This window comes from Acinetobacter sp. TUM15071 (genome assembly GCF_008980925.1).
Classification (GTDB): domain Bacteria; phylum Pseudomonadota; class Gammaproteobacteria; order Pseudomonadales; family Moraxellaceae; genus Acinetobacter; species Acinetobacter dispersus.
Genome location: NZ_BKGB01000003.1, coordinates 215,659 through 237,655, shown reverse-complemented (window position 1 = coordinate 237,655; position 21,997 = coordinate 215,659). Strand labels below are relative to the sequence as shown.

Below are 21,997 nucleotides of genomic sequence, written 5' to 3'. Positions count from 1 at the left end.
ATAGCAAGTCTTAAAATGATAATATAGAGGGCCGGTGAAGAGACACAATCAACTCAAGCAAAACATTTTGTGTTTGATTGAGGAGTTTCTAATGAATATGCATACTCAACTGGATGTCGAGCAAGCGACAACAACATTTAAGGATAAAAAACGTCATTTATGGCTATTGGGTTTGGCTGTACCGACCATTGCGATGGGTGGTTTGGCGGGCTATCAGTTTGGCCCTAAAAAAACGAAAAAGTTCTTTGCTTCATTTGGGCCATTATTTATTCATGGCGTTATTCCGACATTGGATAAATTGATTGGTGAAGACACCGAAAACCCACCATTAGATGCAATCGCTGATTTAGAAGCCGATCCGTATTACGCTCGAATTGTTAAACTTTTTATTCCATTACAATATGCAACCAATATTTATGGAACCTATTTAGCCAGTCGTAAAGATACGCCAGTAGCAGATCAAGTCTTATTGGGAACTTTGGTGGGCATGGTCAATGGAATTGCCATTAATACTGCACATGAACTGAGCCATAAAAGTGGACGTTTAGAGCATTATCTTTCGCATTTGGCTTTAGCGCCATCAGGTTATAACCATTTCCGAATTGAACATCCTTATGGACATCATCGTCGCGTTGCAACACCTGAAGATCCTGCATCGTCACAATTCGGCGAAAGCTTTTGGAAATTTTTACCAGGTACTGTGATTGGTAGCTTCAAATCGGCGATCGAAATTGAGAAAAACCGTTTAGAACGTAAAAAACTGCCTTTCTTCTGTAAGGAAAATGAATTAATTCATGGTTGGGCAATGTCAGCTGTATATCATGCTGCCATGTTTAGCAAGTTTGGTATGCGTTCAGTACCATTCCAAGTCACGCAAGCGGCTTATGCAATTACTTTATTTGAATCAGTAAATTATATTGAACATTATGGTTTAAAGCGTGCAAAGAAAGAAAATGGTCAATATGAGCGTACTTTGCCAGAACATAGCTGGAACAATAATAATGTGGTGACGAATTTATTCTTGTATCAATTACAACGTCATTCAGATCATCACGCCAATCCGACCCGAAGCTTTCAAACCTTACGCCACTTTCAAGATGCACCGCAATTACCCGCAGGTTATGGTGCCATGATTTTGCCAGCATTTATTCCATCTTGGTGGTCAAAAATCATGGATGATCGCGTTGTAGCGCATTATAAAGGTGACCTCAGTAGAATTAATATGCATGCTGAGGTGAAGGAAGAAATGCTTGAGAAATATATTGAGCAAAATGACGCGGCTTAAATAAGCGAAAGGTATAAAACAGATCAGCCCTAAGGGGCTGATTTTTTTTGACTAGGCTGAAATACAGAGTCGTTTAAAATGCAGATCAAACTCAAGATATTTATGCACAAAGGCTGTTTTATCATTGGTGCGAAGTAAATTATTGTAGATAAACTCTGGAACGGGATGATAAAGCTCACCTGAGCCATTGCTATAGAAAATTTTTAAATAGCGTGAAGAAACATCGTATTTCCAAGAGGTTACAACAACTGGTTTTTCCATATATTCGTCCCCATTTTGATTTGATCTTTTAGTACATGGTTAACAACTCTGGTGTTCTATTCTTTGACAGTACTCCAACTGAAACCGTCTGACAATTCATAAATGAAGCTTGCTATAAATTTATAAGTATAAGAATTGTAAAAAATTAGCTATAAATTTTCGGTGTGAAATAGGACTTGGATTGATAAAAATAATCAATAAAAAAACCACCCTAAAAAGGGTGGTTTCAAACCTATCGGTAAAATCTAAATAATTAGATTTTACCAACTAAGTCGATAGATGGAGCAAGCGTAGCTTCGCCTTCTTTCCATTTAGCTGGGCATACTTCACCTGGGTGAGCGTGAACATATTGAGCAGCTTTAACTTTACGAAGAAGTTCAGATGCATCACGACCGATACCACCAGCGTTGATTTCAACGATTTGGATTTTGCCTTCTGGATCGATTACGAAAGTACCACGGTCAGCAAGACCAGCAGCTTCGATTAATACGTCGAAGTTTTTAGAAAGTGTCCAAGTTGGGTCACCGATCAATGGGTATTGGATTTTACCAATAACGTCTGAAGTGTCGTGCCAAGCTTTGTGCGTGAAGTGAGTGTCAGTAGACACGCCATAGATTTCAACGCCTAATTTTTGGAATTCAGCATAGTTGTCAGCAAGGTCGCCTAACTCAGTTGGACATACGAAAGTGAAGTCAGCTGGGTAGAAGAATACAACAGACCATTTGCCTTTAAGATCAGCTTCAGATACGTCAACAAATTGACCGTTGTGGTACGCAGTTGCTTTAAATGGTTTAACTTCAGTATTAATTAAGCTCATCATTGTCTCCATGATTGAGGTTTTATTGAGAGGCTAACGCCTTACTTGTTTACGAGGTCAAGAATAAATAATTTTTAGTTATTGGGGAAATAGTATTTTTACATCACTAAAATCGGAAAATTGAATAACTCAATCAAAACGACTTTCACCCAAAGATATTTTCTCTATTTGACGACATAAAAATGAAGCAAACATGACAAAACATCTGAAAACTAACGTGCATAACAACATGAAGTCTACGCCAGCAAAATTCAAGGGTAAAATTGAAAAAAGATAAAAATATATAAAAAACCAAGATATACGATTAAATATTCTACATCAGATGAATATGTAAAATGATCGGGGAATAAAAAAGTATAATTGGGCGAATCAGTGCAGTTTTAGATTTTATCTCAAATAGTTTGAAAAGGTTTCTTTGCATAGCAAGGGCTTAAGGCGTAAAATAGCCGATTATTTAATTTTTCAGGAAAGCTGTTCAGTGCAGAGTCATTTAAATGTAGATCAATTGGTTATGGCTCGTGACCTTCACCGTTTAAATCGACTGCGCAAAGATAAAAAAACAGAAACAGCGGAAATTGAAAAACTGATTCAGCAATCGAATCATAAGGTAAAACAACGCCTAGCACGTGTTCCCAAGATCAAACTGAATCAAGACCTGCCTGTTACCCAGTACGCAGACCGTTTAATTGAGGCGATTCAAAAGCATCAGGTCATTATTGTTGCTGGTGAAACGGGTTCTGGTAAAACCACACAGCTTCCACAAATTGCGATGCTGGCAGGTCGTGGACTCACGGGGATGATTGGTCATACTCAGCCACGTCGATTGGCGGCTCGAAGTGTCTCGCAACGTATAGCAGAAGAAGTGGGCGAGAAGCTTGGTGAATCAATTGGCTTTAAGATTCGTTTTAATGAGCAAGGTTCACAAGATTCAATCGTCCGTTTGATGACAGATGGTATTTTGTTGGCTGAATTGACCAATGACCGTTTTTTATCAAAATACGATACGATCATTATTGATGAAGCGCATGAACGTTCACTCAATATTGACTTCATCATGGGCTATCTCAAGCAGCTTTTGCCAAAGCGTCCTGATTTAAAAGTCATCGTGACCTCGGCTACGCTAGATGTAAACCGTTTTAGCCAATATTTTTATGATGCGCCTATTTTTGAAGTGGAAGGCCGCAGCTTTCCTGTCGAACTGCGTTATCGTCCGATCTCTGAGCTGAGTATTGTCGGCAGTGATGACGACGAGTTTGATGATTTCGAAGAAAATTTACCGCGTGCTGTAGTACAAGCAGTAGAAGAGTGTTTTGCTGATGCTGAAGCAAAAGGTCATCCTGAATATGCGGATATTTTAATTTTTGCCAGTACAGAGCAGGAAATCCGTGAATTGCAGGAAACGCTGCAAAAATATGGCCCTCGTCATACTGAGGTATTGCCTTTATATGCACGTTTGGCACTGGCAGAACAGCAAAAGATTTTTAGTCCAGGCGGTAAAGGTCGACGTATTATTATTGCGACCAACGTGGCTGAAACTGCATTGACGGTTCCGAATATTCGCTATGTGATTGACAGTGGTTTTGCTCGTATCTCGCGTTATAACTACCGTTCACGGGTACAGCGCTTACCGATTGAAGCGATTTCACAAGCTGCCGCCAACCAGCGTAAAGGCCGCTGTGGTCGTATTGCTGCGGGTGTATGTATTCGTCTATATAGTGAAGAAGACTTTTTAAGTCGTCCTGAGTTTACTGAACCTGAAATTAAAAGGACCAACTTGGCATCTGTTATTTTGCAAATGCAAAGCTTAGGTTTAGGTAATCTGGAAGATTTTGATTTTATTGAACCACCTGATTTCCGTTTGGTGAATGACGGACGTAAGCTCTTGGTTGAGTTAGGTGCATTAAACGAACGTAAGAATGATTTAACCAAAGTCGGTCAAATGATGGCGCGTATGCCAATTGACCCACGTTTAGCACGTATGTTGGTTGGCGGGGCTCATTTTGGTGTGCTCAAAGAAACTCTGATTATTGTCAGTGCCTTGGCCATTCAAGATCCACGTGAGCGTCCTGCGGACAAGCAAATGCAGGCTGATCAAAAACATGCACTGTTTAAAGAAGCTGATTCAGACTTTTTATTCTATTTAAAACTTTGGAATACGCTGCAAACCAGTCCCGAAACACAAACCGAAAATAAGCGTCGTCAATTTGCACGCCAGCACTTTTTAAGTTGGTTACGCCTTCGTGAGTGGAAGCAAACCCATCAGCAATTGGTTGAATTGGCAGAGGGTTTAAAACTTAGTTTTAATGAAAAATCAGCCAACTATGAAAACCTACATCGTGCCTTACTCACGGGCTTACTTTCATTTATTGCGAATAAAACCGATGAACGTAATACCTTTATGGCAGTGCGCCAGCAGAAGGCTAAAGTTTTTCCTGCGAGTACCTTACACAAGACCAATACCGCTTGGGTCATGGCATTTGAGATGGTGGAAACCTCTCAGGTGTATTTACGGACTTTGGCAAAAATTGATCCTGAATGGATTCTATTGGCTGCGCGTGATTTATTGAAATATCACTATTTTGAACCACATTGGTCGAAAAAAGCAGGTATCGTCAATGCCTATGCGCAGATTTCTCTGTTTGGTTTGATTATTGAGCCGAAAAGATTAATCAATTTTGAAAAAGTAGACCAACCTGCGGCACATGAAATCTTTTTACGTGATGCCTTAACGACAGGTCATTTAGGTATTACACCGCCATTTTTAAAACATAACTTACTCAAACTTGAAGAAGTTGAACGGGTTGAAGATAAATTACGTCGTCGTGATTTGGTGGTGGATGAAGAGACCATTTACCAGTTCTATGCAGCGAAAGTGCCAGAAGAAATTGCCAGTCGCAGCAGTTTTGAAGATTGGCGTGCAACTATTGAGTCAGAGCATCCGCGTTATTTATTTGTAGATGATGATGCGTTATGGATGAATGATCGTCCAACGACGCAACAATTCCCAGATTATTTGCATAATGGACAACTGCGACTTGCTGCCAGCTATCGTTTTGACCCTAGCCATGATGAAGATGGTGCGACAGTTAAAATTCCTGTGCAGGCTTTACCGCAAGTGGATGAAAAGCAGTGGTCATGGGGCATTCCGGGGTGGCGTCAGGATTTAATCGAAGCTTTATTAAAAGCACTACCAAAAGACAAGCGTCGCAATTTAGTGCCGATTCCAGATACAGCTAAAAAGCTCATGCAGGGGATTGATGCAGTTCATCTGCGTGAACATTTATTTAGCTACTTGGCGTTTGCTTTGCGCGGTGAGCAGATTACGGAAAAAGATTTTTCTTTTGAGCGCATTGATCAGTATCTGATTCCGTTTATCAAGGTGGTAGATGAAAAAGGCAAGTTGATCGCACAAGGTCGTGATTTAGATGAGTTGAAAGCACGTTGCCGTGTTGAAACCCATCGTCCAGTCAAACAGCAACAAGGTGAGTTCCAGACCTTCCCTGAAAATTTTGTATTCGAAGCATCGCAAAAAGTAACAGGTGTTGTGATCAAGCAATATCAGGCTTTGGTTCCAACTAAACTATTTGCGGAGCTTGAAGCCAAAGATGAATCTGGTGTGGTGATTCAAACCTTTAATGATCAAGATGAAGCGATTAAGCAACATCGAGAAGGGGTGATTCGTCTGGTGCATATGCAGTTGGGGGATTTAATCCGTCAATTGAAAAAGCAGATTTCCAAGCCCTTGGCTCTCGCTTATTCACCATTGGGTGATCGAGCAAAACTGGAACAAATGCTGGTCTATGCAACCTTGCAGGTTTCAATTCAAGATCTACCAAAAAATGCGGCTGAGTTTCAGCAGTTACTCACTGAAACTAAAAAGCAATTTTTAGCAAATGGTCAACAGACATTAAATGATTTAACTGAAATATTTACCCAATGGCAGCAGATCCGCCGTGAGTTATTGGTGTTGGATCAAAGCATCTTTGGTCGAAGTGTGGATGATATTGAAGATCAACTTGATTTAATGTCATTAGCAAACTTTGTTTATAGCCGTCCTGCTGAAATTTGGCAGGAATACCCGCGCTATTTAAAAGCACTGCTATTGCGTTTAGATCGTTTGCCCAATAATCTACAACGAGATCTTGCTGCAATTGATGATGTCGATCCATGGATGGACAAAGTATTTAAATTTAAAAATGATCCTAAAATCAAAGAACTGTATTTGATGTTGGAGGAATTTAGAATTTCTTTGTTTTCTCAGCCGATGAAAACAAAGCTGCCTATTTCACCAACTAGATTACAAAAACTATGGGATCGATTAGCAATCGGTTAAACTGAGAAATATGAAAGTTACAAGTATTCTTTACAGGAGTTTTACATGGGCATCCGTATAACTGGTACAGGTTTATTCCACCCAACCGAATCTATTTCCAATGAAGAGTTGGTTGAAAGTTTAAATGCTTATGTAGAACAGTATAACCAAGATAATGCAGCGCAAATTGAAGCTGGCGAAATTGAAGCACTTCGTGGCTCAAGCCCTGAATTTATCGAGAAAGCATCGGGCATTCAACGCCGTTATGTGGTCGAAAAATCAGGTATTCTTGATCCGACACGTTTGCGTCCACGTTTGCAAGAGCGTAGTAATGATGAACTTTCACTTCAAGCGGAGTGGGGCGTTATTGCTGCTAAGCAAGCGATGGAAAATGCAGGCGTGACCGCAGAAGATATCGATGTTGTAATTTTGGCATGTTCAAATATGCAACGTGCCTATCCAGCAGTTGCGATTGAAATCCAGTCTGCATTGGGCATTCAAGGCTATGCCTATGACATGAATGTGGCATGTTCTGCTGCAACTTTTGGTTTGAAACAAGCCTACGATGCAGTGAAATGTGGCGCACGTCGTGTGTTATTGCTCAATGTTGAAATTACATCGGGTCATTTAGACTATCGTACACGTGATGCACACTTTATCTTTGGTGATGTTGCGACGGCATCAATTATTGAAGAAACTGAAACTAAATCGGGTTATGAAATCTTAGATATCCATTTGTTTACGCAGTTCTCAAATAATATCCGTAACAATTTTGGTTTCTTAAACCGTAGTGAAGATGCAGTTGTTGACGACAAGTTATTCCGTCAAGACGGTCGTAAAGTCTTTAAAGAAGTTTGTCCACTGGTTGCAAAAATCATTACTGCACAATTGGAAAAGCTTGAATTAAGCGCTGAACAAATCAAACGTTTCTGGTTGCACCAAGCCAATGCCAATATGAATGAACTGATTTTGAAATTGGTTGTCGGTAAAGAGGCTGATTTAGAGCGTGCACCGATCATTCTGGATGAGTTTGCTAATACCTCGTCTGCAGGTGTGATTATTGCTATGCACCGTACTGGTGAGCAGGTCAATGACGGTGAGTATGCTGTGATCTCTTCATTCGGTGCTGGTTATTCTGTTGGTTCGATTGTAGTACAAAAGCATATTGCTTAAGCATTTAGCATAATCAAAATTAAGGAGCATGAATTTGCTCCTTTTTTGTATAAGCAATCAATATAAATTGAAGCATTGGATTGTTTTTTCGCTTTCTGACCAGACTAATTACGGTTCAAATGATTTCTTATTGAAGTTTTATAGAATAAAACAGTTAGGGGGAGAAAACAGGTGATTTTTTGTAGAGTGCGAAAAAGATCCTTTTAACTCTTCTGGTAAGTATCGACGCTTTTCTCGAAAAGGTTGGTGGATACTCATTTAGTAATAAGGTTATTAAAGCCTAGTATTCAAAAGGAAGGTTTGATATGGGGCAGATGAAGAAAATTACTATTTTTGTTATGGATGTGGATTCATCCGAAGATTTTGATCGAGTAGAAGCTTGGCTGGAAAAATGGAAAAACTTAGTCATTATTGATGACTATTGTGGTGGGGGGTGGGAGCATTACTGGGATGTTGAAGCTCCTGTTGAGGCGATAATTGAAATTCCTAAAGAATGGTTATGCTCTAGTGTGTGGGCAACACCTGAAATTTTTAACAAACCATAATTTATAAATGGACGTACCGAAGTACGTCCATAACAAAAAGATTAAGCTTCAATCGCTTGAACTGCAATTTTCTTGGCAGGATCAACTTTACGACGTACTGCTGGTACAGGTTCACCGTGGTATTGGCGATCAGCAAAGTAGCTTGAGCGAACCATTGGTGCAGACCAGATATTTCTAAAACCAAGTTTACGGCCATGCTCAGCATAACGCTCGAATTCTTCTGGTGTAACAAAGCGGTCAATCGGCGCATGTTGCTTAGATGGCTGTAGATATTGACCAATGGTAATGTAGTCAACATCATGTGCTCTAAGATCATCGAGTAGGGCAATCACTTCTTCTTCAGTTTCACCGATACCGACCATCAAACCACATTTGGTTGGGACATCAGGGCAGTATTCTTTAAACATTTTTAACAGCGTTAAAGAGTGCTGATAATCAGAACCTGGACGCATCGCTTTATATAAACGTGGCACAGTTTCAATGTTGTGGTTGAATACATCTGGCGGACATTCAGTCATGATGCGTAAGGCAATGTCCATACGACCACGGAAGTCAGGCACCAGAATTTCCAATAGGGTTTTTGGGCTTAATGCACGGGCTTCTTTGATACAATCAACGAAGTGTTGCGCACCACCATCCAAAAGGTCGTCACGGTCAACCGAGGTAATCACGGCATATTTGAGGCCAAGATTGGAAATGGTTTCTGCCATGTGGCGTGGTTCATCTGGATCTAAAGCATTTGGACGACCATGTGCAACGTCACAGAATGGACAGCGACGGGTACAGATATCACCCATGATCATGAAAGTTGCTGTACCACCACCGAAACATTCTGGTAGGTTGGGGCAAGCCGCTTCTTCACATACGGTATGCAGTTTTTGCGAGCGCAAGGTTGTTTTGATACGCTGAACTTCTTCTGGAGCGGTCATCTTGACTCGAATCCAGTCAGGTTTGCGAGGTACTTCAACCGTAGGGATAACTTTTACAGGAATTCTCGCGACTTTTTCCGCGCCACGAAGTTTTATACCCTGTTCAGGTTTACGGTGTTCAGACATATAATTTCTACAGCCTTTGACTTGAGATATCCCGTTATTATAGTCAAATTTACCGTAATAAAGCATGAAAAGTGGTATTCATTTTGAAAATGTAAATATATAAAAATATATAGTTGTGAAATACATCATCTGGCTGCATATTGGTTATCATATATATAGCAAAACGGTTAAGAGACAAAGGAGCTTTGAATGCCACGTAAGAAAGAGGTCGTTGGTGGGAATATTGTTAAATATGATGCAGTAATTCTCGGTTCTGGCCCAGCTGGCGAAGGCGCGGCAATGAAGCTTGCAAAAGCAGGTAAACGTGTTGCAATCGTTGATGTTCGCGATCAACTCGGTGGTAACTGCGCACACGTAGGTACAATTCCAAGTAAAGCTTTACGTCAAACAGTTTCAAGTATTATTCGTTATCAACGTGACCCGATGTTTCAAAAAGTAGGTGAGTGGAAACAATTCACCATGAAGCAGGTACTACGTAATGCGCATAAAGTCATTCAACAACAAGTTGATACGCATACACGTTTTTATGATCGCAATAAAATCGAAGTTTTCCACGGTCGCGCGTATATCCAAGATAAAAACACCGTACTGATTTTTGGTCAGGATGGTATTAAAGACACCATTATTTGCAAGCAAATCGTGATTGCAACCGGTAGCCGTCCATACCAACCGAAAGGTCTAGATTTCAATCATCCGCGCGTATTTGATTCGGACAAGATTCTTGATCTTGATTATTCAATCCAAAAAATCATCATTTATGGTGCGGGCGTGATTGGTTGTGAATATGCTTCTATTTTCATCGGACTTGATCATAAAGTTGATTTGATCAACACCCAGCAAAAGCTTTTAAGCTACCTTGATGATGAAATTGCCGATGCATTGTCATATCACTTACGTGAACAAGGTGTATTGATTCGTCACAATGAGCAAATTGATCGTTTAGAAACTTTTGATGATCATGTGGTCTTACATTTACTCAGCGGTAAGAAGATCAAGGCAGATGCAATCTTATGGTGTAATGGTCGTTCAGGTAATACCGATGGTCTAGGCTTGGAAAATGTGGGGCTAGTACCGAATGGTCGTGGTCAGTTGATGGTCAATGATCAATATCAAACTGAAGCTGAAAATATTTATGCGGCAGGTGATGTGATTGGTTGGCCTTCACTCGCTTCCGCTGCGTATGACCAAGGTCGTTGCGCAGGTGCAAACATGGTAGGCGAAAAGAATGTGAAGCCAATCCGTGATGTACCAACAGGTATTTATACCATTCCAGAGATTTCTTCAATTGGTAAAACTGAGCAAGAACTGACTGAAGAGAAAGTGCCTTACGAAGTTGGTCAGGCTTCTTTCCGTCATTTGGCACGTGCACAGATTACTGGTGATACCGTCGGTGAATTAAAGATTCTGTTCAATCGTGATACTTTAGAAGTCTTGGGTATTCACTGTTTTGGTAACAATGCAGCAGAGATTATTCACATTGGGCAAGTGGTGATGCACAGTCCAAACAATACCTTGAAGTATTTCGTGGAAACGACATTCAACTATCCAACCATGGCTGAAGCATATCGTGTTGCGGCTTTGAATGGTATGAACCGACTATTCTAAATGTGATAGACGTTGTATGATCAAAATGCCAATCAATTCGATTGGCATTTTGCTATTTTGTGTCTGCTAAAAGGTAAATATGAAAACTCAAAAAAATAATCTGATCATTATTGCGATCATTGTGTTGATTGCAGCTTATTTCGGCTTTGACTTAAAGCAAAAACAAAATACAAGTAGTCAATCACCGACTACAAATAGCAATGTGTCAGTGGATGATCAGCATAAGATCATGCAAGCCTATCAGCAGCAGCGAAGTAATGTGCAAGTTCAAGCACAAGGTGTTGTAAAGGCGATTTTGCCAGATGACAATGAAGGTTCAAGACATCAGAAAATGATTCTTAAACTGGAGAATGGTTTAACCGTATTGATCGCACACAACATTGATTTAGCCCCAAGAATCGAAGGGTTGAAAAAGGGCGCTACGGTGGAGTTTTATGGTGAATATGAATACAGCCAAAAAGGTGGAGTGATTCACTGGACCCATCATGATCCGCGTGGAAAACACATTGACGGTTGGCTAAAATACCAAGGGAAAATCTATCAATAATAGTTTCCCTTGGTTGGTCGCTTGCAAGATGTGCGCTAAATTAGCTTGTAATCGCTGATTTTTGACGAATTTTCCATTTAGGTAGGACTTTAGCTAAATAAGCGTCCATACACCATACAGGGCCAATCAGAAGGAATTGTAAGTCTTTAAAGAATGAAGGCTTCTTACCTTCAACTTTATGCCCATAAAATTGTCCGATCCAAGCAATCACAAAAACACCGATATAGAACCCAACACCCACAGGTAAGATCACGATTAGCCACGCCATGGCGGCTAATAAAGCAGCCATCGCCACTGCTAAAACAATATCCAAGCGTGCATAGAAGACTAAAGTTAAAACCAGCAATAGCGCGGTGAGCAGCGTACTAAAGTGCGCCAGAATACCAATAATAGAAAATAGAATGGCAGGGACACAGACCCAGTGAATTTTCTTGTTGGTTTGGTTTTGGTGGCTGTCACTATATTCATCAAACCATTCGTCTATCGATTTCACATTGCTCTCCTTGCAGTATTCATTTTTATTTATTCAATATACCGAAGAATAGGATAAGGCGTAAAGCATCAACAAATGTAATAGATAAAAATAAAAAAGCCGCAATAAGCGGCTTTTTAGTGATGGTCTTAATGATTAAGAATTAGGACCATCAACACGTTCAATGCTCACATTACCTGTACCTGAGCTAGACATACCAAGTTGCTTTGCAGCACCATAAGATAAGTCTAATACACGGTTACCATGGAAAGGACCACGATCGTTAACTTTTACAACAACACTTTTGCCGTTGTCTTTGTTTGTCACACGAATATAACAGTTCAAAGGAAGGCTACGATGTGCAGCAGTCATTGCATTCATATCGAATGTTTCACCGCTTGCTGTTTTGCGACCATGGAATTGACGACCATACCATGATGCAACGCCATTTTGGCTGAATTTACGAACGGTGTTCGAAGCAACAGTATTCAGTTTTTCAATCACTGAAGGCTCTTCTGCTGGGATATCGATCTTAGCAGCGATCGTTTGGCGACGTACTTTGTCACCAGAACTCTCAGTGATTGAAAGACTATTAACGTTTGAAAAACGAGAATTAAAATTTTGAGAATCTTTGCTTAGTACGCGGGCAGCCAAATTAGAACCTTCCACATCATTGATTAATGATGAAGACTGTACCATTTCAGCATGTAACGGGCTTAAACTTAAGCCTGCCGTCAGCGCTAGAATATATTTTAGCGAAAACTGCATTGTATAAACTCCTAGAGAACATGCTTTTCTATTTCAATAAAAACCTTGAAATATAGTGCACATGTCTAATTATTCACTTTTGCAATTACTTTTAACTTGGGGCGATAATATTCATCGCTTACGAAGTGTGTCTAGTCTTTAACGATAAATAGTTACAAAAAGGGCAAAAACTTACAGTTTCTGGTTAATAAATAATCAATATTGTAACATTTTATGAATTTTGCCGAATATATGTACTTTTTAAATAAAAAATTTATTGACTTTTCATAATGTTGTAAAAAAGCTAGCCTATCGGCTAGCTACTTCTGTACCTAATAACCATACTGCTGTCGCATACATACGGCTCTTGTTGTAAGTCGTAATGACTTGGAAATTTGGATAAGTGATATAGTAAATTGGACCAAATTGGTCTTGTAATTGAATAACATTGACTAAATCAAGATCATCAATTTTTACCAATGGGTCAATTGGCGCCACTCCCAATTTTTTCAATTCACCATAAGGAACTGGCTGGGTCAAATCTTTAGCAATCACGCTATCAGGGTTGTTACCTAAGTAACGAGCAGGGAAGCCAATTGGACGGTCTCGCTGCCAACCATGTTGAGCTAAATAGTTAGCAATTGACCCAATTGCATCCGCAGCAGAGTTTCTTAAATCGATATGACCATTGCCGTCGTAGTCCACACCTAATTTTTGAATATTGCTTGGCATGAATTGCGGGTAACCAATCGCACCTGCATAGGAACCCACGATACTGTTGGTTGGATAGCCTTCTTTATATGTCCATGAAATTAATGCAGCCAATTCATCACTAAAGTAGTCGGCACGGCGCGGATAACCAAAGGCAAGCGTTGCTAAGGCGTCTCTGGTGATGAAAGAGCCTTTATTGGCACCGTAGCCAGTCTCTACGCCTAAAATACCGAGAATCACTGATTTAGGTACACCATACTGCTGTTCAGCACGATTCAGTACGTCTTCATATTGGCTTTTAAAACGCGCACCACGTTGAATGGTACCCTCGACTAAAAACATAGAGCGATATTGGTACCAAGGTTTACTTTCACCAGGGCGGGTCATGATGTTTAAAATGTTGGGTAAATTGCGCGCATCACTCATGGCAGCATCGATTTGTTCGCTGCTTAAGCCATAGGTCGTCATTGCTTTTTGTTTAAACGCAAAGTAATTAGGATGGTTATAAAATTCATTGGCTTGTGCCCAATTACTGCTCAAGAATAAACCAACGCTTAAAGTTAAAAATTTAAAAGTTTTATTCAAAGTAGGAAGAAACATAAGTTTATAAAATTCCTCATTATCGATGTGTATGAATAGACATAACCAGTCCAAAAGTTGACATAAGAGTAATAATTGCAGTTCCACCATAACTCATGAACGGCAAAGGCACACCTACCACAGGTAAAATACCACTGACCATGCCTGCATTTACAAATACATAAACAAAAAATGACAAACCAAATGCCCCTGCAACCAAACGACCATAGTTATGGAAGCTTTGTAGGCCAATCTGGAATGTTCTGAAAATAATTGCACAATAAAGCAAGATCAGCAGGGTAACGCCAATCAAGCCAAATTCTTCCGAATAGGCTGCAATAATAAAGTCAGTATGACCTTCGGGTAAAAAGTGTAAGTGGGATTGAGTTCCCTCTAAAAAGCCTTTACCTGAAAAGCCACCAGAACCGATTGCAGTTTTAGACTGAATAATGTTCCAACCTGTACCTAGAGCATCGGCCTCAGGATTAAATAAAGTTAAAACACGTTGACGTTGATAATCATGTAGCAAGAATTCCCAAGCAATTGGAATGATGATGCCTGCAACACCTGCAGCACCCGCAATCAACTTCCAAGACAATCCACTAAGGAAAAGCACAAAAATACCACTGGCAAGTACCAATAAAGAGGTACCTAAGTCGGGCTGTTCTGCGATGAGTAGGAAAGGCACCACAATCAGCATTAAAGACAGAATTACTTGTGAGAAGCTAGGAGGCAGTGCTTTGCGTGACAAGAACCAAGCCACCATCATCGGCATGCCGATTTTCATAAACTCACTCGGCTGCACACTCCCGAAACCAGGAATATCAATCCAGCGTTGTGCTCCCATACGGACTTCACCAAATACCATCACAGCAATCAGGCACAATACTCCAAATACATAAAAGTAAGGAGAGAATGCCTGATAGACTTTTGGTGGAATCTGGGCCAAACCAAACATAACTGCAAAGCCGATCCCGAAACTCATTGCCTGTTTGGTGACAAGTCCGACATCTTGTGCTGAAGCACTATATAAAACAGTTAAACCAAGTGCTGCATTGAGCACTAAAAATAAGCAAAGCCATGGATCAAGGTGCAGTTGTTGCCAACGAGAAGGCTGGTTGGCTGTGCTTAAGCCATCACGAGGTGCTTGACGTAAAAATTTGTATTGTGGGCTTGGAGACATGCGATTCTAAATCAGGTAAATCAACGCTTCGCGAATGCTAACATAAACGCTGATTTAGACAATGCAAATTTAGAAATTGTGACATTTATAAGGGATTAATTTGGCATAAAAAAAGCGACGATTTTACAATCGTCGCTTTCTCATTATTTAGAACTTATTTTTGTACCAATAACTGATCGAAGTGCTTGGTAAATACTTCGAGTTCAACTTGGCTCAAGCTAGGGATAAGCTTTTTAATCACGATATGGACTGCTGTTTCAACGCCACTGGTTGCAACGCTGGCAACACCACGTTTTACCATGCCTAGACCAAGGGTTTTGTTGAATTCAGTCATAAAGTGATGGATTAGGGCATCAGCAAAAGTTTTAAACTGTTTTGTTAAAGCATCACGTTGTTCTTTGCCATTTCCAGCTGCAACTTCAGCAAAGCTTTTCTTCATTTCAGTTACAAGGCTATCTGGTAATACTGTGCCGATACGTTGTTTACCTTCATTATCAATGAACAAGCTCTTTTCCATGAATGCTAATGATTCAAGCACTTGTTCATTTGATGCCTTACCAAGAAGCTGTTTCATTAAGGTTTCAACAATGCCGCGAATTTTAATCGCAAGTCCTTCGGTAGTATCTCGTTTGTCACTTGGTGGAAATTGTTGAACCAAGTGAACCAACATGGTGTCAATTAACTCATCGGTAAGCTGTAGAGAAATTTTGTCACGTAAAGGGTATTGTGGCTCTTTACTATCACGATTGGCTTGTGCAAGTTGAATGTCCTGACTCAAACTTGCTGACGGAAGAATACCGAAATAACTGGTCATTGAAGAACGTCCTCTATATCAAATTTATTCGTTTTATTGTCGTGCCAAGCGAATTGGCTCGGGCATCCATGACAAATCGGATACTCGGCACGGGTTAATATCCAAGCCCCCACGACGAGTATAAGTTGCATAGACCATCAGTTTTTCTGGTTTTAGAAGTTGCCAAATATCTGCAAATATTTGCTCAACACATTGTTCATGGAAACCATTATGCTGACGGTACGAGATAATATAAGCTAAAACGCTGCGATAACAAGGTTTTTTACCTTGCAAACGAATAAAAACAGTACCCCAGTCTGGTTGACCCGTCACAGGGCAATTACTTCTTAATAAATGCGAGTACAACTCAATTTCAACATCATCTTCTGAGATTGTATCTAGCTGCAATAACGTCGAATCAGGATGTTCTGATAAACGCTCAGGAATTAGATCGTCGATACAAATCCCTTTAGGTTTAGAAATCTCTAAATCATCGACTTGGAACAGTTGTAGTTCAACTTTTGAGCCAGCAGCATTGGATAAATCACGTTCAACGGTTTCAACAAAAGCTTGTTGAGACTCAAATTGGGTGAAATTCATACCATTGAAATAAAGTTTAAGTGACTTTGATTCAATTAAATTGGGCGAACTGGCTGGTAATGTCAAACGACCAATCGCAACTTGAGGTAAGCCAAGTTGATTCAACCATGAGATTTCAAAAACATGCCACCAGTCTTTACCTTGTGTAATCCCTTCAATATGTAAATACTGTTGACGGGATTCAGCACGGGCAATTGGAAATAAAACCTCTGGCTGATATTGAGTTGGGTATTGGGTGTCTTTACCCAATAAAGAATGTTCAACACTCATTCACGCATTCCTGAACCACGAGCTAATAAATGATATGCAATTGCATAGAGGACAACACAACACAGCGTCACGATGCCTAAAGAGAAGGATACATTGACATCACTATGGCCTAAGATACCGTAACGGAAGGCATTGACCATATATACAATTGGATTGATTAAAGAGACATTTTGCCAAAATGGACTGAGTGCACTAATGGCATAGAACACACCACCTAAATAGGTGAGTGGCGTCAATACGAAAGTCGGGATAATTGAAATATCATCGAACGACTTGGCATAAACCGCATTGATAAAACCGCCCAATGAAAATAATAATGAAGTAATAATGACTGTATATATAGTCACAAACACATTATAAATTTCTAGATGAGTAAAGAATAAGCTCATTATCGTGACGATCAAGCCGACCAATACCCCACGACTGACACCACCAATCACATAACCCCACAGGATTAAGTGTAATGGCACAGGACTCATAATCAGTTCTTCAATACTTTTCTGGAATTTGGCACTAAAAAAACTTGAAGAAACGTTGGCGTAACTGTTAGTGATCACGGCCATCATAATTAAGCCTGGCACAATGAACTGCATGTAGCTAAAGCCACCCATTTCACCAATACGTGAACCCACCAAGTTGCCAAAAATTACGAAGTACAAACTCATGGTAATTGCTGGTGGAAGTAAGGTTTGTGGCCAAATACGCATAAAGCGACGAATTTCTTTAACAACTAAAGTCCACAGCGCAGTTTTTAATTGATTAAAGTTCATTGATCTGCTCCTGCAAGATTTTTCTCAACCATTTTCACGAACAGTTCTTCCAAGCGATTCGACTTGTTACGCATACTGCTAACTTGGATATTTTGCGACTGTAATAACAAGAATAGGTCATTCATGCTATGTGCCTTATCCATTGTCACTTCTAAGGTCACTGAATCAATCAGGTTAAATTTAAAACCAATAATATTTAGGTCAAAAGATTCGATTGGCTCAGCTAAGTCACAAATGAATGATTCTTCATTCAGTTGATTGAGGAAACCTTTCATTGAGGTATCTTCTTTAATCACACCGCGGTCGATAATCGCAATCCGACGACACAACATTTCTGCTTCTTCTAAATAGTGTGTGGTGAGAATAATTGAAGTGCCATTTTCATTCATTTCGGTGAGGAAGTCCCACATCGAACGACGTAACTCAATATCAACGCCAGCTGTCGGTTCATCGAGGATCAGTAGTTTAGGTTCATGCATCATTGCGCGTGCAATCATTAAACGGCGTTTCATACCACCGGAAAGCATACGGGATTGAATATTACGTTTTTCCCATAAACCGAGCTTTTCTAAATAATGTTCAGCACGTTGTTCGGCCAATTTCTTCGGAATGCCGTAATAACCCGCTTGGGTCACTAAAATATCGAAAGTTTTTTCGAATTGACCAAAGTTAAATTCTTGAGGAACAACGCCAAGACATTGTTTTGCATGTGAAGGATGGGTATCTAAGTTATGCCCAAAAATTTCAACTGAACCAGATGTTTTTTTGGTTAAAGAGCTAATGATACTGATTGTGGTTGATTTGCCTGCACCATTAGGTCCTAATAATGCATAAAATTCGCCTTCCGGAACGGTAAGATCAATCCCTTTTAACGCTTGAAAACCATTACGATAGGTTTTGGACAAATCGCTCAACACCAAAGCATCAGTCATAAACGTCTCACGTTGTTAAATAGAACGCGTATTTTGAGCGATATGAAAAAATAAACCAAGTAGAAAAATAGGTTTATGGTGTATTAAAAACAGAACGATTATAGAGTAAGAGGTGTTGCAAGAAGGAAAGTGGTGCGCTCAGCGGGACTCGAACCCACGCCACAGGCTTCGGAGACCTGTACTCTATCCAGTTGAGCTATGAGCGCATGCGTGCCACATCATAGGCAAAAAATACAGGCAGGTAAATATATACCTCTCAATAAAGCTACTTCTTGTTTATTAAAACATCAATTTTATTCTCGACTTATCGCGAAGCTACATATCTAACTATAAATGCTGCACTGAATAATTGATCAATTTTAAAGTTTGATTCAGTTGAGCAGGTGGAATCCGTGATTCTTGCAGTGAGGTAATCCATTGCATTTGGCAGGCTTTAAGTTGTTGTAGCGAGTTAATCGATTGAATTTTTTGTACCAAAGGTCTAGCCATAAGACCACAGTAAGTGGTTAGTGTCTGAATCATGACTTGTTGGATTTCAACAAAAGGCAATTTTTCTAATTCAATAATTTCAGGTTCTATTTCTAGTTTTGCTTCAGCTTCAATAGGCTGTTGTACAACTGCTATTACTTCTAGTGCTGTAACGGGCTCTGATGTCATTTTTAGATCATTAGCTTTTAATTCTGACGCTAAATTTTCTTTTTGGATAATAGGTGTTGCTTGTTCAGCCAGTAGCCCCATATCGATCAGTTGTTGAACAAGTTCGGTTGGTGCAATCCTTTCCTTATAGTCTTGATCTAATTCTTTGAAATCTTCATGATCAATTAAAAGCAATAGACGACGTTGGCGTGCAGTCAATGCAATACTGCGTTCTTGTAGGGCAGTTTGGCCAAGCTCTGTTTTAAAAAAATGTGACATCTCTTAATCTCCCCCAATCAAGATCTAGACGGAGATTAAGATAAGGTTAAAAAATGACAATAATGTTAACAATTTATTAAATATCATTGCCTTGTTTAAAGTAACTGGCAAATAACTTACAAACTGAGAACTTTATCCTTTTTTAACTAATTTTGCTTCTAATGCTTTGCGTAAATACGGGTCAAGATCTTCTTGACGCATCAGCCATTGAATATAGTCAGCAGGGAGGTCTTGAATGGCTGTACCTTTATGCTTGCCAAAGGTAATCGTTTTGGGAATACGGGCTTCCTCTGAGGCAAGATAAAGTTGCTCGATATTTTGAATATTAAGTTGATGAATAATATGCATCAAGATGTTGGCGGTTAAGATAATGTCAGCATCGGCACGATGTGCACCTTTTAACATTTCGCGTGCTTTGTCACTGCCTTTTGAGATCAAGTAAATTAAGGCTGAAATGTTATGTGCTTCGGCATCCTCCCAAACATGACGTGCTAAAGCTAAGGTACAAATTGGTTTCAATTTTGAGGTGTCAACACCACAACGTGCAATTGCGGCAACATCATAATCAACATTATGCCCAATGATATAAGTGGTCTGAGCAGGAAGCTTAAACTCATTATAAAAAGGTTGATCAATAAGATCTGATTCTAAAATATGATGTACCGCCATTGCTGCGAAGGAAATAGGCTGGCCAACCTGATAAAGCTGATCAAAAATTTGTTTTTTATCGAGACTGAGTTTTCCATTTTCAATTTCAATCGGAGCATAAGCAATTTCAATTGGCAAACCATTCAGCGTATGTGTTTCAGTGTCTAAGATGATTGCTTGCATAAAGTTGGCCTAGCTTGGTTGAGAGTTTGAATATCTTACAAGAAATTTATCGCAAGCTGTGTTGAATGAGGTCGTATCAATTTTATTTTTTAGAAATTTGGAACGGACTTTGAATAAATAAGCAGCAAAGTAAAAAAATACTTGAACAATTTGATATTAAGCGCATTCTTATGTAAGTAATTGCCTTAGTAAAAGAAATGCTAAGCATTAAAATGACAAGAAATATAGTTAAGGAAAAACTACATGAATATGAAATTACTAACGGTTGCGTTGTTGAGTTCAAGCTTATTGCTAACAGCTTGTGGTGATGGTGATGACAATGTTTCATTTATTCCAAAGCCAAGTATTCCAGAGAATAATATTAAAAATCCGGTTGTGGGTATACCTACAGCCTATACCAAGACAGATTTTGGTGCTGTAGCTGCTGAAAGTTCAGTTATGACTTATAAAATGTTGGGGCAAAATGGTCAAGAGACTATGGCAACCACGCTATTGTTTGTACCTGGTGGGCCAACACCAGCAGGGGGTTGGAAAATTGTTGCATGGGCACACGGTACCACTGGTGTTGCAGATCAATGTGCACCAAGTCGTAATGCGACTAGTTCTGCTATCAAAGATATGATTAGCCAATTTCTTGCGGCAGGTTATGTAGTGGTTGCACCTGATTATGAGGGCTTAGGGGAACCTGGCGGTCGTGAACTACATCCATTCTTAAATGTAAAAAGTGAAGCTTATTCGATTACCGATGCAGTAGTTGCTGCACGATCTTATTTAGCTGGGCAAGGTAAATTGGTTTCACGTCAATGGATGACTGTCGGGCATTCTCAAGGTGGGCAGGCAGCATTGGGTGCCGCACAATATGAAAGTCGTGCCAAACTTGATTATAAAGGAACAGTTGCTGTTGCACCTGCCTCTAATCTGGATTTAATTTTAACACTAGGCGAGCTATCTGTTACGGGTAAACCTTCAGCCGTACAAATCCCTGTTTATGCAAGTCTAGATACATTTACAGCTCTGATTACAGCAGGACTACGTAATTCAAATCCTGATCTACAATACAGTCAAATTTTTAAAAATCCAACGGCCGAAATTGCTCAGCAATATGCAGAAACGGGATGTTCGGGTGGTCTTGCGAATGCCTTTGTTGCGAGAATGACACAATATAATATGGCGAATGGGAGTTTAAACGGTTATGGTCGTACCCAAGACAGCTTTTTGAACCTTCCTATTGTTAAAAACTTTACGACTAAAGATGGTCAACCTTTAACGGTCAAAGTGAATACACCAATTATTATTTATCAGGGAACTAATGACGCTACTGTTCCTCGACTGGCAACCAATACCTTGGTGAGTTCTGCACAACAAAAAGGTAGTTCTATTCAGTATATTACTGATGATAGTAATCCTGTAAAGTGGGATCACACTACTGCCTACGAGTCGAATATCGTTAATATTGTGAATGATGTAAAAGCAACTATGCCTGCAAATAATTAAGCTGAAATAGAAGCCCATTTTGCCTGTTTAGGTTATTGGGCTTCATCTCATTGTGACGGAAGAAAAGCCGAATTGTATAAAAAAGTGGAATTTGTTTTTA

At 39.8% G+C, this 21,997-nt stretch carries 20 protein-coding genes and 1 tRNA gene; 7 read left to right on the top strand and 14 right to left on the bottom strand.

The features are described from left to right. Window positions 1-91 precede the first annotated feature (91 nt). Window positions 92-1,285 (top strand): alkane 1-monooxygenase, encoded by a 1,194-nt coding sequence (locus GBI66_RS04585; RefSeq protein ID WP_151715309.1) that lies wholly within the window; start codon window positions 92-94, stop codon window positions 1,283-1,285. 51 nt (window positions 1,286-1,336) lie between these two features. Here the strand turns inward: GBI66_RS04585 and GBI66_RS04580 are convergent, their stop codons facing one another. Together GBI66_RS04580 and ahpC are read right to left on the bottom strand one after the other, a co-directional pair. Further along, window positions 1,337-1,546, bottom strand: coding sequence for a KTSC domain-containing protein (locus tag GBI66_RS04580; RefSeq protein WP_005204416.1), 210 nt, complete (start codon window positions 1,544-1,546; stop codon window positions 1,337-1,339). A gap of 253 nt (window positions 1,547-1,799) precedes the next feature. Then, on the bottom strand, window positions 1,800-2,363 hold the full coding sequence (gene ahpC / locus GBI66_RS04575) for an alkyl hydroperoxide reductase subunit C (protein WP_004772679.1): 564 nt from the start codon (window positions 2,361-2,363) through the stop codon (window positions 1,800-1,802). A gap of 478 nt (window positions 2,364-2,841) precedes the next feature. On the opposite strand from ahpC, the gene hrpA reads away from it, so the two are divergent. The 3 genes from hrpA (at window position 2,842) to GBI66_RS04560 (ending at window position 8,393) form a co-directional block, all read left to right on the top strand. Further along, window positions 2,842-6,696: an ATP-dependent RNA helicase HrpA gene (gene hrpA, locus GBI66_RS04570; protein WP_151715308.1), complete on the top strand. Its 3,855-nt coding sequence runs from the start codon at window positions 2,842-2,844 to the stop codon at window positions 6,694-6,696. Between the two features lie 45 nt (window positions 6,697-6,741). Next, window positions 6,742-7,848, top strand: a complete 1,107-nt coding sequence (locus GBI66_RS04565) for a beta-ketoacyl-ACP synthase III (RefSeq protein ID WP_004806370.1) — start codon at window positions 6,742-6,744, stop codon at window positions 7,846-7,848. A gap of 305 nt (window positions 7,849-8,153) precedes the next feature. Beyond that, a complete protein-coding gene (locus tag GBI66_RS04560) occupies window positions 8,154-8,393 on the top strand; it encodes a hypothetical protein (RefSeq protein ID WP_151715307.1) in 240 nt (79 codons plus the stop codon). A gap of 41 nt (window positions 8,394-8,434) precedes the next feature. On the opposite strand, the gene lipA is transcribed toward GBI66_RS04560, so the two are convergent. Next, window positions 8,435-9,448 carry a lipoyl synthase gene (lipA, locus tag GBI66_RS04555; protein ID WP_016539771.1) on the bottom strand — a complete coding sequence of 338 codons (1,014 nt, stop codon included), beginning with the start codon at window positions 9,446-9,448 and terminating at the stop codon, window positions 8,435-8,437. Window positions 9,449-9,637: 189 nt separating this feature from the next. On the opposite strand from lipA, the gene sthA reads away from it, so the two are divergent. Together sthA and GBI66_RS04545 are read left to right on the top strand one after the other, a co-directional pair. Continuing rightward, window positions 9,638-11,053, top strand: a complete 1,416-nt coding sequence (gene sthA / locus GBI66_RS04550) for a Si-specific NAD(P)(+) transhydrogenase (protein WP_004806376.1) — start codon at window positions 9,638-9,640, stop codon at window positions 11,051-11,053. Between the two features lie 79 nt (window positions 11,054-11,132). Continuing rightward, window positions 11,133-11,600 carry a DUF3465 domain-containing protein gene (locus GBI66_RS04545; protein WP_005313170.1) on the top strand — a complete coding sequence of 156 codons (468 nt, stop codon included), beginning with the start codon at window positions 11,133-11,135 and terminating at the stop codon, window positions 11,598-11,600. Window positions 11,601-11,640: 40 nt separating this feature from the next. On the opposite strand, the gene GBI66_RS04540 is transcribed toward GBI66_RS04545, so the two are convergent. From GBI66_RS04540 to GBI66_RS04490, 11 genes are all read right to left on the bottom strand, one after another. Next, a complete protein-coding gene (locus tag GBI66_RS04540) occupies window positions 11,641-12,093 on the bottom strand; it encodes a DUF962 domain-containing protein (protein ID WP_151715306.1) in 453 nt (150 codons plus the stop codon). A gap of 135 nt (window positions 12,094-12,228) precedes the next feature. Next, window positions 12,229-12,840: a septal ring lytic transglycosylase RlpA family protein gene (locus tag GBI66_RS04535; protein ID WP_151715305.1), complete on the bottom strand. Its 612-nt coding sequence runs from the start codon at window positions 12,838-12,840 to the stop codon at window positions 12,229-12,231. Between the two features lie 288 nt (window positions 12,841-13,128). Further along, window positions 13,129-14,130: a lytic murein transglycosylase B gene (gene mltB, locus GBI66_RS04530; protein WP_151715304.1), complete on the bottom strand. Its 1,002-nt coding sequence runs from the start codon at window positions 14,128-14,130 to the stop codon at window positions 13,129-13,131. 19 nt (window positions 14,131-14,149) lie between these two features. Next, window positions 14,150-15,292: a rod shape-determining protein RodA gene (gene rodA / locus GBI66_RS04525; protein WP_005187651.1), complete on the bottom strand. Its 1,143-nt coding sequence runs from the start codon at window positions 15,290-15,292 to the stop codon at window positions 14,150-14,152. A gap of 154 nt (window positions 15,293-15,446) precedes the next feature. Next, a complete protein-coding gene (locus GBI66_RS04520) occupies window positions 15,447-16,106 on the bottom strand; it encodes a hypothetical protein (RefSeq protein WP_005187652.1) in 660 nt (219 codons plus the stop codon). Window positions 16,107-16,139: 33 nt separating this feature from the next. Then, window positions 16,140-16,955: an NADPH-dependent 7-cyano-7-deazaguanine reductase QueF gene (queF, locus tag GBI66_RS04515; protein ID WP_151715303.1), complete on the bottom strand. Its 816-nt coding sequence runs from the start codon at window positions 16,953-16,955 to the stop codon at window positions 16,140-16,142. Next, window positions 16,952-17,725, bottom strand: coding sequence for an ABC transporter permease (locus tag GBI66_RS04510; RefSeq protein ID WP_151715302.1), 774 nt, complete (start codon window positions 17,723-17,725; stop codon window positions 16,952-16,954). The genes queF and GBI66_RS04510 overlap by 4 nt, the downstream gene beginning before the upstream one ends. Further along, window positions 17,722-18,657, bottom strand: coding sequence for an ABC transporter ATP-binding protein (locus GBI66_RS04505; RefSeq protein ID WP_005187661.1), 936 nt, complete (start codon window positions 18,655-18,657; stop codon window positions 17,722-17,724). The genes GBI66_RS04510 and GBI66_RS04505 overlap by 4 nt, the downstream gene beginning before the upstream one ends. Window positions 18,658-18,787: 130 nt before the next feature. Continuing rightward, window positions 18,788-18,863, bottom strand: a tRNA-Arg gene (locus GBI66_RS04500). A 121-nt stretch (window positions 18,864-18,984) separates the two neighbouring features. Continuing rightward, the gene (locus tag GBI66_RS04495) at window positions 18,985-19,572 is read right to left on the bottom strand and encodes a hypothetical protein (protein ID WP_151715301.1); all 588 of its coding nucleotides are present in this window, start codon (window positions 19,570-19,572) and stop codon (window positions 18,985-18,987) included. 132 nt (window positions 19,573-19,704) lie between these two features. Then, window positions 19,705-20,403 (bottom strand): putative quorum-sensing-regulated virulence factor, encoded by a 699-nt coding sequence (locus tag GBI66_RS04490; RefSeq protein WP_005187668.1) that lies wholly within the window; start codon window positions 20,401-20,403, stop codon window positions 19,705-19,707. A gap of 243 nt (window positions 20,404-20,646) precedes the next feature. Between GBI66_RS04490 and GBI66_RS04485 the strand changes: the two genes are divergently transcribed. Then, a complete protein-coding gene (locus tag GBI66_RS04485; protein WP_005187671.1) occupies window positions 20,647-21,897 on the top strand; it encodes an alpha/beta fold hydrolase in 1,251 nt (416 codons plus the stop codon). Window positions 21,898-21,997 lie beyond the last annotated feature (100 nt).

Bases quoted from the DNA above. Each gene is read 5' to 3' on its own strand.
- mltB (WP_151715304.1), bottom strand. From the start codon at position 14,130: ATGTTTCTTCCTACTTTGAATAAAACTTTTAAATTTTTAACTTTAAGC.
- GBI66_RS04485 (WP_005187671.1), top strand. From the start codon at position 20,647: ATGAATATGAAATTACTAACGGTTGCGTTGTTGAGTTCAAGCTTATTG.
- GBI66_RS04520 (WP_005187652.1), bottom strand. From the start codon at position 16,106: ATGACCAGTTATTTCGGTATTCTTCCGTCAGCAAGTTTGAGTCAGGAC.
- lipA (WP_016539771.1), bottom strand. From the start codon at position 9,448: ATGTCTGAACACCGTAAACCTGAACAGGGTATAAAACTTCGTGGCGCG.
- sthA (WP_004806376.1), top strand. From the start codon at position 9,638: ATGCCACGTAAGAAAGAGGTCGTTGGTGGGAATATTGTTAAATATGAT.
- GBI66_RS04580 (WP_005204416.1), bottom strand. From the start codon at position 1,546: ATGGAAAAACCAGTTGTTGTAACCTCTTGGAAATACGATGTTTCTTCA.
- GBI66_RS04510 (WP_151715302.1), bottom strand. From the start codon at position 17,725: ATGAACTTTAATCAATTAAAAACTGCGCTGTGGACTTTAGTTGTTAAA.
- GBI66_RS04585 (WP_151715309.1), top strand. From the start codon at position 92: ATGAATATGCATACTCAACTGGATGTCGAGCAAGCGACAACAACATTT.
- queF (WP_151715303.1), bottom strand. From the start codon at position 16,955: ATGAGTGTTGAACATTCTTTATTGGGTAAAGACACCCAATACCCAACT.
- GBI66_RS04545 (WP_005313170.1), top strand. From the start codon at position 11,133: ATGAAAACTCAAAAAAATAATCTGATCATTATTGCGATCATTGTGTTG.
- rodA (WP_005187651.1), bottom strand. From the start codon at position 15,292: ATGTCTCCAAGCCCACAATACAAATTTTTACGTCAAGCACCTCGTGAT.
- ahpC (WP_004772679.1), bottom strand. From the start codon at position 2,363: ATGAGCTTAATTAATACTGAAGTTAAACCATTTAAAGCAACTGCGTAC.
- GBI66_RS04535 (WP_151715305.1), bottom strand. From the start codon at position 12,840: ATGCAGTTTTCGCTAAAATATATTCTAGCGCTGACGGCAGGCTTAAGT.
- GBI66_RS04565 (WP_004806370.1), top strand. From the start codon at position 6,742: ATGGGCATCCGTATAACTGGTACAGGTTTATTCCACCCAACCGAATCT.
- GBI66_RS04495 (WP_151715301.1), bottom strand. From the start codon at position 19,572: ATGTCACATTTTTTTAAAACAGAGCTTGGCCAAACTGCCCTACAAGAA.
- GBI66_RS04505 (WP_005187661.1), bottom strand. From the start codon at position 18,657: ATGACTGATGCTTTGGTGTTGAGCGATTTGTCCAAAACCTATCGTAAT.
- GBI66_RS04560 (WP_151715307.1), top strand. From the start codon at position 8,154: ATGGGGCAGATGAAGAAAATTACTATTTTTGTTATGGATGTGGATTCA.
- GBI66_RS04490 (WP_005187668.1), bottom strand. From the start codon at position 20,403: ATGCAAGCAATCATCTTAGACACTGAAACACATACGCTGAATGGTTTG.